The 14531-nt window shown below is 70.5% G+C and carries 13 protein-coding genes; 6 read left to right on the plus strand and 7 right to left on the minus strand.

Annotated elements, in window-relative coordinates; all coding sequences use genetic code 11:
• Positions 1-119 precede the first annotated feature (119 nt).
• From mnmE to ASF57_RS17870, 5 genes are all read right to left on the minus strand, one after another.
• Positions 120-1442: a tRNA uridine-5-carboxymethylaminomethyl(34) synthesis GTPase MnmE gene (gene mnmE / locus ASF57_RS17850; RefSeq protein WP_056485539.1), complete on the minus strand. Its 1323-nt coding sequence runs from the start codon at positions 1440-1442 to the stop codon at positions 120-122.
• Positions 1443-1588: 146 nt separating this feature from the next.
• On the minus strand, positions 1589-2929 hold the full coding sequence (gene rho, locus ASF57_RS17855; RefSeq protein WP_056187430.1) for a transcription termination factor Rho: 1341 nt from the start codon (positions 2927-2929) through the stop codon (positions 1589-1591).
• A 239-nt stretch (positions 2930-3168) separates the two neighbouring features.
• The gene (locus ASF57_RS17860) at positions 3169-3852 is read right to left on the minus strand and encodes a Smr/MutS family protein (RefSeq protein ID WP_056485542.1); all 684 of its coding nucleotides are present in this window, start codon (positions 3850-3852) and stop codon (positions 3169-3171) included.
• Complete coding sequence (locus ASF57_RS17865) at positions 3849-5099, minus strand: murein transglycosylase A (RefSeq protein WP_244476994.1); 1251 nt, start codon at positions 5097-5099, stop codon at positions 3849-3851. Before ASF57_RS17865 ends, ASF57_RS17860 begins: the two co-directional genes overlap by 4 nt.
• 49 nt (positions 5100-5148) lie before the next feature.
• The gene (locus tag ASF57_RS17870) at positions 5149-5880 is read right to left on the minus strand and encodes a Tim44/TimA family putative adaptor protein (RefSeq protein ID WP_056187439.1); all 732 of its coding nucleotides are present in this window, start codon (positions 5878-5880) and stop codon (positions 5149-5151) included.
• Positions 5881-6443: 563 nt separating this feature from the next.
• On the opposite strand from ASF57_RS17870, the gene secB reads away from it, so the two are divergent.
• From secB to hisS, 4 genes are all read left to right on the plus strand, one after another.
• Positions 6444-6953 carry a protein-export chaperone SecB gene (gene secB, locus ASF57_RS17875; RefSeq protein ID WP_056187442.1) on the plus strand — a complete coding sequence of 170 codons (510 nt, stop codon included), beginning with the start codon at positions 6444-6446 and terminating at the stop codon, positions 6951-6953.
• A gap of 502 nt (positions 6954-7455) precedes the next feature.
• Positions 7456-8715 carry an MFS transporter gene (locus ASF57_RS17880; RefSeq protein WP_056187445.1) on the plus strand — a complete coding sequence of 420 codons (1260 nt, stop codon included), beginning with the start codon at positions 7456-7458 and terminating at the stop codon, positions 8713-8715.
• 127 nt (positions 8716-8842) lie between these two features.
• On the plus strand, positions 8843-9334 hold the full coding sequence (locus ASF57_RS17885; RefSeq protein WP_056187998.1) for a DUF3429 domain-containing protein: 492 nt from the start codon (positions 8843-8845) through the stop codon (positions 9332-9334).
• 94 nt (positions 9335-9428) lie between these two features.
• Positions 9429-10967, plus strand: a complete 1539-nt coding sequence (gene hisS / locus ASF57_RS17890) for a histidine--tRNA ligase (protein WP_056485548.1) — start codon at positions 9429-9431, stop codon at positions 10965-10967.
• Positions 10968-11181: 214 nt separating this feature from the next.
• On the opposite strand, the gene ASF57_RS17895 is transcribed toward hisS, so the two are convergent.
• Complete coding sequence (locus ASF57_RS17895) at positions 11182-11604, minus strand: organic hydroperoxide resistance protein (RefSeq protein WP_056187450.1); 423 nt, start codon at positions 11602-11604, stop codon at positions 11182-11184.
• Positions 11605-11785: 181 nt separating this feature from the next.
• Here ASF57_RS17895 and ASF57_RS17900 point away from each other — a divergent pair, with 181 nt between their 5' ends.
• On the plus strand, positions 11786-12316 hold the full coding sequence (locus ASF57_RS17900; protein WP_082504156.1) for a MarR family transcriptional regulator: 531 nt from the start codon (positions 11786-11788) through the stop codon (positions 12314-12316).
• 106 nt (positions 12317-12422) lie between these two features.
• Here ASF57_RS17900 and ASF57_RS17905 read toward each other — a convergent pair whose 3' ends face one another.
• Positions 12423-12788 carry a cytochrome c family protein gene (locus tag ASF57_RS17905; protein ID WP_056187453.1) on the minus strand — a complete coding sequence of 122 codons (366 nt, stop codon included), beginning with the start codon at positions 12786-12788 and terminating at the stop codon, positions 12423-12425.
• Between the two features lie 297 nt (positions 12789-13085).
• Here ASF57_RS17905 and ASF57_RS17910 point away from each other — a divergent pair, with 297 nt between their 5' ends.
• Positions 13086-14519, plus strand: a complete 1434-nt coding sequence (locus ASF57_RS17910) for an FAD-linked oxidase C-terminal domain-containing protein (protein ID WP_056485551.1) — start codon at positions 13086-13088, stop codon at positions 14517-14519.
• Positions 14520-14531 lie beyond the last annotated feature (12 nt).

Consider the following 14531-nt stretch of genomic DNA (forward strand, 5'->3'; position numbering starts at 1 on the left):
TTAAGCGTCTGGCGCGTGGATGGTCAACGCGCGCCGAGCGAAGATTGCGGTTTCCACGTGAAACAAGAGGCTTGTGCGCCCGCAGGACAACAGGGTGCTGCGTCTTACGCCGGTCCTCGTCACTTGCCGATGCAGAAGCCCGCAAACAGCCGGTCCAGCATCTCCTCGACGCCGACATGCCCGGCCACTTCCCCCAGTGCACGGACGGCGAGGCGCAGATCCTCCGCCGCTAATTCGGGCAGCGCGGCGCCGGCGAGCAGGCGGTCGAGATGGTCCCGGCATCGGCTGAGCCCGAGGCGGTGGCGTTCACGGGTGATCAGCGCATCGCCGCTTCCGATCGCCTGCGCGGCCCGGGCTTCGATGGCGGCGAGCAGGCGATCGAGTCCGGCCCCCGTCAGAGCCGAGATGGCGATGCAATCGGTGTCGTTCGAGGCATCGCCGAGACCGAGATCGCACTTGGTCCGGACGTGGAGCACCGGACCGCCGGGATCGGGCGTGGGTGTCGAGTCCCACTCGGCGTCCGGCCCGTCCAGCATCACGATCAGGTCCGCCTGGGCCATGCGGGCCCGGGTTCGCCGGATGCCCTCCGCCTCGATGGCGTCCGTCGCCGCGCGCAGACCGGCCGTGTCGACCAGGATCACCGGCAGCCCGCCGAGGTCGCAGCGGACCTCGATGACATCGCGCGTCGTGCCCGGAAGATCCGAAACGATCGCCGCCTCGCGCCGGCTCAAGGCGTTCAGCAGCGTCGACTTGCCGGCATTGGGCGGACCGGCCAGCACCACGGTGAAACCGTCGCGCAGGCGCTCGCCCCGGTGACCATCGGCCAGGACGGCGGCGATCTGGTCGCGAATTGCCCGCGCCCGCTGGCTCAGCGCCGCATCGAGCGCAGCGTCGTCGACATCGCCCTCATCGGAGAAATCAAGCGCCGCCTCGACGCCGGCCAGGAGATCGATGAGCCGGGTGCGCCAATCGGCGACCTGACGGCCGAGGGCGCCATCGAGCTGGCGCAGGGCTTGGCGCCGCTGCGCCTCAGTCTCGGCATCGATGAGGTCGGCGATACCCTCGGCCTCGGTCAGGTCGAGGCGCCCGTTGAGGAAGGCCCGGCGGGTGAAGGCACCGGGCTCGGCCGGTTGGCATCCGGGGATCTCCGCCAGCGCCCGCAGAACGGCCGTACGGACCGCAAGACCCCCATGCAGATGGAGTTCCGCCATATCCTCGCCGGTGAAGCTGGCGGGACCCGGCATCCAGGCGACCAGCGCCTCATCCAGCGGGTCGCCGTCCGGCATCCGCAAGGTGCGCAGCGACAGGCGCCTGGGAACCGGCAGGGGAGGGGCGAGGGCGCGGATCACCGCGGCCGCGTTCGGCCCGCTGATCCGGATCACGCTGACGGCGGCCCGGGCTGGCCCGGTCGCAGGCGCGAAGAGGGTGGTGGTTTCAATCATCCGTGCGGTGCCCCGCAACCCGACAATTCCGGCCTCGGAATATCGTTATGCCGGCAAACCAAAATGGTTTCTTGCGGAAAGTTTTTGGAAATCGGGCCCGACGATGCCTGTCCCCGGGGCGGCGCACGCCCCGGGGTCACCCCGTCTCACGTGTTCATCGAGTCGAAGAAATCGTTGTTGCTCTTGGTCTGGCGCAGCTTGTCCATCAGGAACTCGATCGCGTCGGTGACGCCCATCGGGTTGAGGATGCGGCGCAGGACGTAGGTCTTCTTGAGCGCGTCCGGCGGCACCAGGAGCTCTTCCTTGCGGGTGCCCGAGCGCGTGATGTCGATGGCCGGGAAGATGCGCTTGTCCGAGACCTTGCGGTCGAGAATGATCTCGGAGTTGCCGGTGCCCTTGAACTCCTCGAAGATCACCTCGTCCATGCGCGAACCGGTGTCGATGAGCGCCGTGGCGATGATCGAGAGCGAACCGCCCTCCTCGATGTTGCGGGCGGCACCGAAGAAGCGCTTCGGGCGCTGCAGAGCGTTGGCGTCGACGCCGCCGGTCAGCACCTTGCCGGAGGACGGCACGACGGTGTTGTAGGCCCGGCCCAGGCGGGTGATCGAGTCCAGCAGGATCACCACGTCGCGGCCGTGCTCGACCAAGCGCTTGGCCTTCTCGATCACCATCTCGGCGACCTGCACGTGGCGGGTGGCCGGCTCGTCGAAGGTCGAGGCGATGACCTCGCCCTTCACCGAGCGGATCATGTCGGTCACTTCCTCGGGGCGCTCGTCGATGAGCAGCACGATGAGGTAGCATTCCGGGTGATTGATGGTGATCGACTGCGCGATGTTCTGCATCAGCACGGTCTTGCCGGTGCGCGGCGGCGCCACGATCAGGGCGCGCTGGCCCTTGCCGATCGGGGCCACGATGTCGATGATCCGCGGCGAGAAATCCTTCTTCGGCGGATTGTCCAGTTCGAGCTTGAAGCGCTGCGTCGGGAACAGCGGGGTCAGGTTGTCGAAATGGACTTTGTGCTTGATCTTCTCCGGGTTCTCGAAGTTGATCGTGTTGACCTTCAGCAGCGCGAAATAGCGCTCGCCGTCCTTGGGACCGCGGATCGGCCCCTCGACGGTGTCGCCGGTGCGCAGGCCGAAGCGACGGATCTGCGTCGGCGAGATGTAGATGTCGTCGGGACCCGGCAAGTAGTTCGATTCCGACGAGCGCAGGAAGCCGAACCCGTCCTGCAGCACCTCGCAGGTGCCGGCGCCGATGATCTCGACCTCCTTGGCCGCGAGTTGCTTCAGGATCGCGAACATCAGTTCGGCTTTGCGCATGGTCGAGGCGTTCTCGACCTCGACCTCTTCGGCGAACGCGATCAGGTCGGTCGGCGTCTTGGACTTGAGGTCCTGAAGCTTGACCTCGCGCATGCCGTCGAGATCGGCGGCGACGATTCCGCCCTCGACCGGGCTTTCCTCGGGGAGGGCATCGTACTGTGACGTCATGGGGATTCAGAACCGGCGGGAAGGGCGAGGCGGGGCAGGGAAACAGGAACTGGCAGGTGGGGAGTTTGGTCGCCGGGCGCCGTTTCGGCACCGATCAGGCGGTCCGCTTCCAGGGGAAACGGCCCCGCGCATCGTCTTAGCGGAGCCTTGGGCTCACGGATGCAACACGGCGTAACGAGGAGAGGCCCTATCGGTAGCGCGTTTCCCGGGTTTTTGCAAGATCGCCGCGACGGGGCCTCTCAGCGGCGGCGCAGGCGCACGTAGAGGGCTCCGGCGCCGCCATGGTGGCGCGCCGCCTCCTCGAAGCCGAGCACCACGTGGCGCAGGTCCGGCGCGCGCAGCCAGTGCGGCACGCTGCGGCGGAGCACCCCGCGCTCGGAGAAGGCATCGTCGTAGGTGGGGCCGCCTTTGCCGGTGACCACGAGCACATGGGTGTGCCCGGAGGCGCGTGCCCGCATCAGGAAGCCGATCAGCGCGCCGTGCGCCTGGGCCTGATACATCCCGTGCAGGTCGATCCGGGCATCGACCTGCAGCGCGCCCCGGCGCAGGGCGAGGCGCACGCGGCGCTCCAGGCCGGGCGCCGGGGCCGGGCTCGGCGCGATCACGGGGGCCGGCGCCGCCGGCGGCGGGCTCGGTTTCAGGGCGGCGCGCTTGGCCAGCGTCCGGGGCATCGGCTTCGGAGGCATCGGCTTGGGCGGCGCGGGTTTCGGAGGCTCGGATGTGGCGCCGGCAGCCTTCGCCGCAGCCTTCATCGCAGGAGGCTTCGCAGCGACAGGGGTGCCCACTTCGGTGGCCTCGGCGGCGTTCGCGGCCTTGGGCCGCCCCGGCCCGCGTCCGCGCAAGGGAGTGATCAGCCGGGCGATCTCACCCCACAGATAGGCGTCCTCGCCGGACAGGCCGCGCGGGCGTCGGGGCGTCTTCATGGCGCGCGGCGGGTCTCGGGGCTGGGCTTCGGGTTGGTTTCGGGTTTGGGCAGCAGCACCACGAACCCGACGGGATCGCGCAGGTTCCCGGCGGCGATGCCGGCCTCGGCGCCGGTGCCGAGATAGAGGTCGCCGCGGGCCGGGCCGACGATGGCCGAGCCGGTATCGGCGGCGACGACGAGACGCCCCGGATCGGGGGAGCCGGCGATCCGGCCCTCGAGCCAGAACGGCAGGCCGTAGCGCCACAGGGTGGCGTCGACGGCGAGGTTGCGCCCGGGGCTCAGGGGCACGCCGGCCCCGCCCGGCGGCCCCAGCGCCGGGTCGTCGATCTCCGCCAGACGGAAGAAGATGTAGGAGGCGTTGGCTCGCATCAGGCGCTTGGCCTGCGCGGGGTTCGCCCGCAGCCACCCGGTCCAGCGCGCCAGGGTGAGCCCGTCGAGGGGCAGGTGCCCCTCCGCCACGATGAGCTTGCCGATGGAGGTGTAGGGGCGGCCGTTGCGGCCGTCATAGAGCACCCGGACCGAGCGCCCGTCGGTCAGGCGGACCCGACCCGAGCCCTGGACCTGGAGCACGAACAGGTCGACGGCGTCGCGCAGGTAGAGGAGGGCCCGCGCGCGGTCGCCCAGTACCCCGTCCTCGATCGCGGCCCGGTCGGGATAGGCCTCGAACCCGTCGCCGACCCGGCGCGCGGCGCGCAGGGCGGGATCCAGGCCGGGCCGCGTCTCGCCGGGCTCGAGCCCGACGAGGTCGTCGGGGCGGGCCAGCACCGCGGCGGTGAAATCCGGGCTCGGGGTGGCGGAGCCGACGAGTTCCGGCTCGAAGTAGCCGGTGAGAAAGCCCGTTCGCCGCTCCGGGTTGCCGCCGGCGGCCGGGCGGACGATGCGGTAGGCCGCGAAGGCTTCGGAAAAGAACCGCGCCGCCTCGGCCTCGGCCACCGTCTTGGTCTCGGGCATGGTCTCGGCCCTGGCACAGGCCGCCGCCAGGGCCTCGGCCGAGCCCGTGACGGTGGCGGGCTGGGGCGTCGCCGGGCGGGTCCGGCAGGTCCGCCGGAAGGCCGCGAGGGTCGCGGCCGGATCGGCACCGGGAAAGCCCGGCAGGGCGGCGGTGTCGACCGGCTCCAGAAGGGCATCGCCCACCCGAGACGACTCGCCCACGCGAAACGGCTCGGCCGCGGGGGCGGCCGAGCCGGGGGAGGGGAGGCTGAGGGCGGCGAGGACAGCCGCCGCTGGACGGGAGAACCGGGTCACGCGCGCTCGGGTACCTTGGACACCTTGGGCACCTTGGCGACCGGGCGGCTCAGGCGCCGGCTTCCGTGGCGACGAGCTGCCAGTTCGGGTCGCGGGCGCCGAGCGTCCGGGCGAAGGTCCAGACGTCGGGCACCTCCACCACCGCTTCGGCGCTGCCATCCGTCACCTGGCCCTGCGCGTCGCGGGTGGCGGTGATGAGGTGCGAGAGGAAGCGCACGGTGACCTGGGCCACGCGGTTCTTGACGTCGACGGCCACGATCTCGGCCTTGTCGAGGGAGACGAAGGTGGTTTCCACGGTCTCGCGGCGCGCCTCGCGGGCATCGATCTCGCGCTCGAAGCCCTCGCAGACCTCCCGGGAGAGCAGGCTGCGCAGGGTCTTGCGGTCGCCCTTCGCGAAGGCGATCACGATGGCCTCGTAGGCGCTGCGGGCGCCCTCCACGAAGGCGCGCGGATCGAAGGCGGGCTCGACTTGGACGATGGCTTCGAGGCCGTGGGCGATGGCCGAGCCGGGCTCGGCGATGCCGCGCCAGTCGCGCACATCGGTCTTCACCGCACTCTGGCCGCGATCGGCCTGCGGCTGGGCCCGGTCGGCGCCCGGCAGCCGCACCACGTTGTCGGCCTCGCCGCGCGCGGCCGGCGGCTCGGTGCGGCTGCGGTCCACCGGCTTGAACGGCGAGCGCTCGGTGCCGGTCTTCTGACCCAGCACCGAGCGCAGGCGCCAGATGACGAAGACCGCCAGGGCGAGAAAGATCAGGGTCGTCAAGTCGAAGGAGTCCTGCATTACCGATCCGATCGTGGCCGTGGCACGAATACGTTACTTCCCGGGGCTCTGGAAACCCGGCCCGGCTCCTCGGCTGACGTGTCTGTCCGAGTCGCGCTCGACCGGAACGCGCCGAACCGAGCCGCATCCCGCCGAGATCCGTTCAGCCGGAAGACGCTCGACCCCGGTCGCGCATATCCGCCCATGTCGCGCATTCGCCGGGTCTCGCGCAAGCCGCGGGCCGGCTCGGCGCCTCTCGATGCGGAGATATGGATATCCGGTGCGCCGATTCCAGGTGAGGGCGCGCGCCTGCGCCGCCTTGACCCGGCCGGGCTGTCCCGAGGGGTTCGGACGGTCGGGTTGTCCAGGGTCAGGTCGTCCGAGCCGGGCCGAACCCGCCTTCGCCTTGTCCCCTGCGAGCGCGCGTGATAGCGCGCTATCGCGCCAGCCGGGCGGCGAGGGCGTGCCGGTGCGCAGGCCGGTCGACCCGGTTCCGGGGGCCGGGAGCACCGCTGTCCGAGGCCTCGCCCCCTCAAGATATCGCCCCGCCGCGGACCGAAGACCCAGGAAGAGGACAGAACGCCATGGCCGACACTCCGAACCCGAACGGCAACAGTGGCGCCACGGCGCAGCCCGACGACGGAACGCCGACGATCAACGCGCTCGCGCAGTACAGCAAGGATCTCTCCTTCGAGAATCCGAATGCGCCGCGTTCGCTGCAGCCGCAGGAGACCGGCCCGCAGATCAACATCCAGGTGAACGTCAACGCCAAGCAGATCGCCGAGTTCGACTTCGAGGTCGACCTGACGCTGGAGGGCGATGCCAAGATCGCCGGTGAGGTGCTGTTCGCCTTCGAGCTGACCTATTCGGGCATCTTCCGCATGCGCAACATCCCGGAGGATCAGTTGCATCCGGCCGTGATGATCGAATGCCCGCGCCTGCTCTTCCCCTTCGCACGCCAGATCGTCGCCGAGGCCGTGCGCAACGGCGGCTTCCCGCCCCTGTACATCGATCCGATCGACTTCGTCGGCCTCTACCGCCAGAAGGCGATGGAATCGCAGGCCCAGGGCGCGACCGGCCCGCTCGCCTCCTGAGGATCTGATCGTCCCGCATCCGCCGGCCCCTTGGCCGGCCCCTTGGCCGGTCGATGCGGGCGGCTGCCACACGTTGCATCGTCGCCGCATCGAACACCCCTGGATCGCTATAGCGACCGTCGCGCCGCGCCCATTCGGCGTGGCGGCCCGGGACGGAACCGGCGCGGGCCCGCTCCACTGCCGGACTCGCGGGACCCGCGGAGGATGCGATCGCGCGCAGGGCTTCGGCCGCCGGCTCGCCGCAAGTCCCCGCACTCCGGTGGGCGGCCGCGCGGCCGGGCCGAACCACGACCGGACCCCGCGGCGGCACCAAGCCTGAAACGGTACCAAGCCTGAAACGGCACGAGGCCTGAATCAGGACGAGATCGGAATTGGATCGAAGAACGGGCTTGGCCGTTACTCACGTCCCGTTTCGTCGCGGCCGCCATGACGGCCGGCCGATCTGCGCCGTGGCGCGTTCGGACCCCGAGGCGCCGGCGGATCGCCCCAGCCCCGGACGCGTATGCTCGCCACCCAGCACCTCGCCCTGATCAACGTCTTCACCGGCGACATCCAGGGCGGGCTCGGCCCGTTCCTCGGCACCTGGCTCGCGGAATCCGCCGCCTGGAGTCCTTCCCGGATCGGCTTCGTCACCACCCTGGCGGGGATCGGCTCGCTCCTCCTCAGCGGCCCCTTCGGCGCCCTGGTCGACCGCCTCGGCCGGCCCCGGCTGCTGATCGCCCTGGCCTGCGGAGCCATCCTGTGCGGCACCCTGCTGCTGCTGCCGGCGCGGGGCGTCCTCCCGGTCTTCGCCGCGCAGATGATGGCGGCGGCGGGCGGCACCCTGCTGCTCCCGGCCGTCACGGCCCTGACTCTCGGCATCGTCGGCAAGGACCGCTTCCCGAAGCAGCAGGGCCGCAACCAAGCCTTCAACCACCTCGGCATCCTGCTGGCAGCCGGCGGCATCAGCCTCGGCACCGGCTGGTTCGGCCCCGCCATCGCCTTCTGGGTGCTCGGCGGCATGGCGGTGCTGGCCATCGCGGCGACGCTGACGACGCCGGGCCATTGCTACAGCGAGCGCCGGGCCGTGGGCTGGCAGGAGGATGCGGACGACACACCGGAGCGCGCCGGCCTGCGCAGCATCGTGGCCAACCGCAAGCTCCTGGTGCTGGCCGTGGCGCTGGCGCTGTTCAACCTCGGCAACGGCGGCATGCTCTCGCTGCTCGGGCAGAAGCTGGTGGCCACCGCGGTCGACGCCACGAGCTGGACCGCCCGCTACGTCATGGTGGCGCAGCTGGTGATGATCCCCGTGGCGCTCTTCGCCGGATCGCTCGCCGACCGGCGCGGCCGGCGCCAGCTCCTCATCGCCGCCTGCGCGGTGCTGCCGGTCCGCGCCGTGCTCTCGGCCTTCATCGACGATCCCCTGTGGCTGATCTCCGCCGAGATCCTCGACGGCGTCGCCTCGGGCATCATCGGCGTCGCGGTGCCGGTGGTGGTCGCCGACCTGACCTGGGGTTCCGGACGGACCCAGACGGCGCTCGGGTCCCTCAACGCCCTCCAGGGCATCGGCGGCGCCCTCTCGGCCTGGTACGGCGGCCTCGCCCAGGCGGTGCTGGGCTGGACCGGCGCATTCCTGGCGCTGGGGGCACCCGCCCTCGTCGCCCTCGGCCTCGTTCTGTGGCTCGACACCACCAGCGAGGGCCGGGGCCGCGCGGCGAAGGGCGGAGCGAAGGCAGCCGAGAAGACCGGGATCGAGCCGGACGCCGACCGGCACGGCGCCTGAACGCCGCGTCGCTCCGGCGCCGATCGCCACCCGGCGGAACGGCGCCGGTCCGCTTCCGTTGGGCGAGGAGGCCCTGGCGGCGCGCAGGCTCCGGGCGGCGCGGACTCAGCTCTGGAGCGAAGACACGATGGACGATCGACCCGACGGCCGAACCTTCCAGGTCACCGAATCGCGCGCCGTGCCCTGGCTCAGCATCGTGTTCGGCTACGGCCCGATGCTGCCCTTCGTGGTCGGCGCCGCCATCGCCTGGGTCCGGCCCGGCGACACCCTGGGCGAGGCCGCCCTGCTCCTGACCCTCCTGTGGGGCTGCGCCATCCTGCTGTTCCTGTCGGGCGTGCGCCGCGGACTCAGCTTCCGCACCGAGGGCGGGCCGACCCTCACCCAGATGGCCACCATGATCGGGCTGTTCAGTCTCGGCTTCGTCGCCCTGGCGCTGGCGATCCTGGACGAGGCGGTGGCCGCGCTGGTCCTGCTCCTCGTCGGATTCGGGGCGATCGCGGTGCTCGACCCGATCGCGGCCCGACGGGGCGAGGCGCCCCTGTTCTTCGCCCGCCTGCGCCCGGTCCAGATCCCGATCGCGCTCCTCAGCCTCGCGGCCCTCCTGGCCCTGAAACTCTGACGCGCATCCCTGCCGGGGCCTGCGCGCTTGCCGCTCCCCGCCGCCCGCGATAGAGCCCCCGGGACCCCGAACAGCCCCGACGGACACGCATCCCATGGCCAAGGCCGATTCCAACAAGGCCGATTCCAACCAGGCCGACTCGAACAAGGCCGACACCCTGAAGCCGCGCCTGCCGCGCGGTTTCGTCGACCGGCGCGCGGACGAGATCGCCGCCCAGCACCGCATGCTGGAGACGATCCGCCGGAGCTTCGAGCTCTATGGCTTCGAGGCGCTGGAGACGCCGTTCGTGGAGTACACCGAGGCGCTGGGCAAGTTCCTGCCCGACCTCGACCGGCCGAACGAGGGCGTGTTCTCGTTCCAGGACGACGACGAATCCTGGCTGTCGCTGCGCTACGACCTGACTGCGCCGCTGGCCCGCCACGTGGCCGAGCACTTCGACGCGATCCCCAAGCCCTACCGGAGCTTTCGCGCCGGCTACGTCTTCCGCAACGAGAAGCCGGGTCCGGGCCGCTTCCGCCAGTTCATGCAGTTCGATGCCGACATCGTCGGGGCCGGCTCGGTGGCGGCCGATGCAGAGATCTGCATGCTGATGGCCGACACCCTGGAGAAGCTCGGGCTCACCGGGCAGTACGTGGTCAAGGTCAACAACCGGAAGGTGCTCGACGGGCTGATGGAGTCGATCGGGCTCAGCGGTCCCGACAAGGCCGGGCAGCGCCTGACCGTGCTGCGCGCCATCGACAAGCTGGATCGCCTCGGCGATGCCGGCGTGCGCGAATTGCTGGGCGCCGGCCGCAAGGACGAGAGCGGCGACTTCACCAAGGGGGCCGGGCTGGCCGATGAGGCGATCGGCCGGGTGCTCGCCTTCACCGGCTGGACCGGCCCCGGATCGGCCCCGGCCGAGACCGCCACCACGCTGGCGAATTTCGAAACCTCCCTGGCGGGCAGCGCCATCGGGCTGGAGGGCGTGCGCGAACTCGCCGACATGGCCGCCCTGTTCGCCGCGGCCGGCTACGATGCCCGCATCCGCATCGACCCTTCCGTCGTGCGCGGGCTCGAATACTACACCGGCCCGGTCTACGAGGCGGAGCTGACCTTCCCGGTCACCAACGACGAAGGCCAGGTGGTGCGCTTCGGCTCGGTCTCGGGCGGCGGCCGCTACGACGGCCTCGTGGGGCGTTTCCGCAGTGAGCCGGTGCCGGCGACCGGCTTCTCCATCGGCGTCTCGCGCCTGTTCTCGGCCCTGCAACTGGTGAAGAGCCCGCTCCTGGACGGCCTTGCCAAGCCCGGCCCGGTGGTGGTGCTGGTGCTCGATCGGGACAACATCGCCGATTACCAGCGCCTCGTCGCGTCCCTGCGGGAGGCCGGCATCCGGGCCGAGCTCTATCTCGGCGGCTCGGGCATGAAGGCGCAGATGAAATATGCCGACCGGCGCGGCAGCCCGTGCGCCATCATCCAGGGCTCGAACGAGCGCGAGGCCGGCGAGGTCCAGATCAAGGACCTGATCGAGGGGGCCAAGGCCGCGGCCGCCATCACCAGCAACGCCGAGTGGAAGGCCGCGCGCCCGGCCCAGTTCTCGGTGCCGGTGGCCGAGATGGTCGAGCGGGTGCGCGAGGTCCTGGGGCGCCACTTCTGAGGCCCCGGGCTTCGCCTATCCAGGGTCGCGACATCGCCGCGTGTCCCCCCTCCGCCCTGTGGGGGGGGGCAGCGGTGGGAGCGGTTGGGTGACCCATTGCCGGCTGAGGCGCGCGGAACCACCCCCACCTCCAAACTCCTCCCCACGAGGGGGGGGGGGAGGAGAGCCGCGCCGAGCCTGCACGCTTGAACAGGAGGGCCACCCGGACCGGCGATCAGGCGACCGAGATGTCGACCTGGATGTTGCCGCGGGTGGCGTGCGAGTACGGGCACACCACGTCGGCGCGCTTCACCAGATCCTCGGCCACCGCCCGGTCGAGGCCCGGCAGGGTCGCCTTCAGGGCCACCACGAGGCCGAAGCCGGTGCCGTCGTCGCGCGGGCCGATACCGACGCTGGACTCGATCTTGGACTCCTCCGAGACCTGGATCTTGTCCTTGCCGGCCACGAACTTGATCGCGCCGAGGAAGCAGGCGGCGTAGCCGGCCGCGAAGAGCTGCTCCGGGTTGGTGCCGGCGCCACCGCCGCCGCCAAGCTCCTTCGGCGTCGAGAGCTTGACGTCCACCTTGGAATCGTCGGTCGCGGCGGAGCCTTCACGGCCGCCGGTGGCATGGGCGTGGGCGGTGTAGAGTGCCTTCATGGGTATCTCTCCTGAAGCTCGGACGAACGGATCGGGCGCGGTCCCGCTTCGACGTTTTCGATTGCGCGCAATCTAGTTATTTCCTCGCATAGGACTTGATTGTGCGCAATATGAAATTTGCATAAGACCATGATATCGCGTCGGCTTCGGTGCGATGCGCAGCGCGAAGGAAAGCCTCATCATGTCGGGACGGCAGACCCGCACGCTCCCGGAGCCCATCCCGGCTTCGGACACGACGGATGCCCTCAGCCTGGACAGCCAGCTCTGCTTCGCCGTCTATGCGACGGCCCATGCCTTCGGGCGCGCCTACCGCACGCTGCTGAGCGGCCACGACCTGACCTACCCGCAATATCTCGTGCTGCTGGTTTTGTGGGAGGAGGAGGGACTGACGGTCAAGGAGATCGGGCAGCGCCTGTTCCTCGATTCCGGCACCCTGACGCCGCTGCTGAAGCGCCTGGAGGGGGCCGGCCATGTCCGGCGCGCCCGCGATCGGGCCGACGAGCGCCAGGTCAGCATCTTCCTGACGGCGACCGGCCGGGCCCTGCGCGCCCGCATGGAATGCGTGCCGGGCCTCGCCGGCGGCATGACCGGCCTCGATGTCGACGGGCGCCGCGCCCTCCTCGACACCCTGGTCCAGCTTCGGGCCTCGCTGCACGACGCGCTCGCGACCGAGAGGGCGACCGACGCCCCCGGTGCCAGCCCGGCGCCCTGATCCGACGACACGGTCCCCGAGACGAAGAAAGCCGGTCCCGCGTTCCAGCGGGACCGGCTCTCCGGAGCATTCGGGTGGCCCGGCCTCGAGGCCGGGTCCGGGGTGCTTACTTCTGGGTACCGAGGTAGGCGATCACATCGGCGAGCTTCTTGTCGTCCTTGAGGCCCGGATAGACCATCTTGTTGCCCGGCACCTTGGCCTTGGGGTCCTTCAGCCACTCCTTGAGGTTGGCCTCGTCCCAGGTGATGCCCGAGCCCTTGAGGGCGGCCGAGTAGTTGTAGCCCTCGTGCGTGCCGGCCTTGCGGCCCACGACGCCCTTGAGATCCGGACCGACACCGTTCTTGCCGAAGGCGTGGCAGGCCTTGCACGGCGCGAAGGCCTTCTCGCCGGCAGCGGCGTCGCCGGCCTCCTGGGCCTGGGCCGACAGCGGCAGCAGAAGCGCGAGCGCGGCGCCGAGGATGAGGTGACGCATGGTTGTTTTCCTCCGTTGGGCGGCAGAAGCCGCCTTGCTTATGGCAGAGCTTGACGATTTAGAACAGATTGAGACTGGAAACGTGCGGACTCCGCCGAGGGTGTCTGCGACGAAACGAAGCTTCACGGCAGAGTTTTCGTTCCCCCGGTTCTCGAAGAGCCGATCCCCGGGTGCGGTTGTCGTTCCGTTGCCTTAAGATCCCGGACAATCGTCGCGGCTCTCCGCGTTCCGGATGATCGGTCTAGACCGACGCACCTGAGCGCAGGCTGAAGACGAATCCATCGCGAGGAGCGCCCCATGTCGATCGCCTTTCCCGTGCCCGACGCCGCCATCGTCGCCCGCCGCGACGCGATCATCGCCGGCCTCCGGCCCCTGGTGGCGCCCGAGGCGCTGGTGACGACCGAGGACGAGCGCCGCGCCTTCGAGACCGACGGGCTCACCGCCTACCGCAAGATGCCGCTCGCCGTGGTGCTGCCCTCGACCACCGCGGAGGTCTCGGCCGTGATGGCGTTCTGCCACGCCAACGGCGTCCGGGTGGTGCCGCGCGGCGCCGGCACGTCGCTGGCCGGCGGCGCCATCGCGCAGGAGGACGCGGTGATCCTCGGCGTCTCGAAGATGAACCGCATCGTGGCGATCGATTTCGAGAACCGCACCGCCCGCGTCGAGGCCGGCATCACCAACCTGGCCATCTCGGGCGCCGTCAGCCACGAGGGCTTCTTCTACGCGCCCGACCCGTCGAGCCAGCTCGCCTGCACCATCGCGGGCAATATCGCGATGAATTCCGGCGGCGCGCACTGCCTCAAATACGGGGTCACCACCAACAACCTGCTCGGCGTCACCCTGGTGATGAACGACGGCACCGTGGTGGAGATCGGCGGCGCCCATCTCGACGCGCCCGGCTACGACCTGCTCGGCCTCGTCTGCGGCTCGGAGGGGCAGCTCGGCATCGTCACCGAGGCCACCGTGCGCATCCTGCGGGCGGCGGAGGGCGCGCGCCCGGCCCTCGTCGGCTTCGGCTCGGTGGAGGATGCGGGCGCCTGCACGGCGGCGATCATCGGCGCCGGCATCATCCCGGTGGCGATCGAGTACATGGACCGCGAGGCGATCCTGATCACCGAGGATTTCGCCCAGGCCGGCTATCCGCGCGACGCCGAGGCCATGCTGATCATCGAGGTCGAGGGCTCCGATACCGAGTGCACGGCGATGCTGGCTCGCATCGAGGCCATCGCCCGCGACTACAACCCGACCAGCATCCGGGTCTCGACATCCGAGGCCGAGAGCGCCGCCATCTGGAAGGGCCGCAAGTCCGCCTTCGGCGCCACCGGCCGGATCTCGGACTACATCTGCATGGACGGCACCATCCCCACCGGCCAGCTCCCCGGCGTGCTGGAGCGGATCGGGGCGATCTGCGCCGAGAAGGGCCTGCGGGTCGCCAACGTGTTCCACGCCGGCGACGGCAACCTGCACCCGCTGATCCTGTTCGACATCAACACGCCGGGCGAGATGGAGAAGGCGGAGGCGGCGGGCGACGCGATTCTGAAGCTCTGCGTCGAGGTCGGCGGCTGCCTCACGGGCGAGCACGGCGTCGGCATCGAGAAGCGTGAGCTGATGCGCTTCCAGTATGCCCAGGAAGACCTGGAGCAGCAGATGCGGGTGAAGAACGTCTTCGACCCGCACTGGCTGATGAACCCCGCCAAGGTGTTCCCGCTGGAGGGGCGCCTGCTCGCCTGAAGCGCCGGGCCT

The sequence above is a fragment of the Methylobacterium sp. Leaf117 genome (assembly GCF_001422985.1).
In the GTDB taxonomy this organism is placed as follows: domain Bacteria; phylum Pseudomonadota; class Alphaproteobacteria; order Rhizobiales; family Beijerinckiaceae; genus Methylobacterium.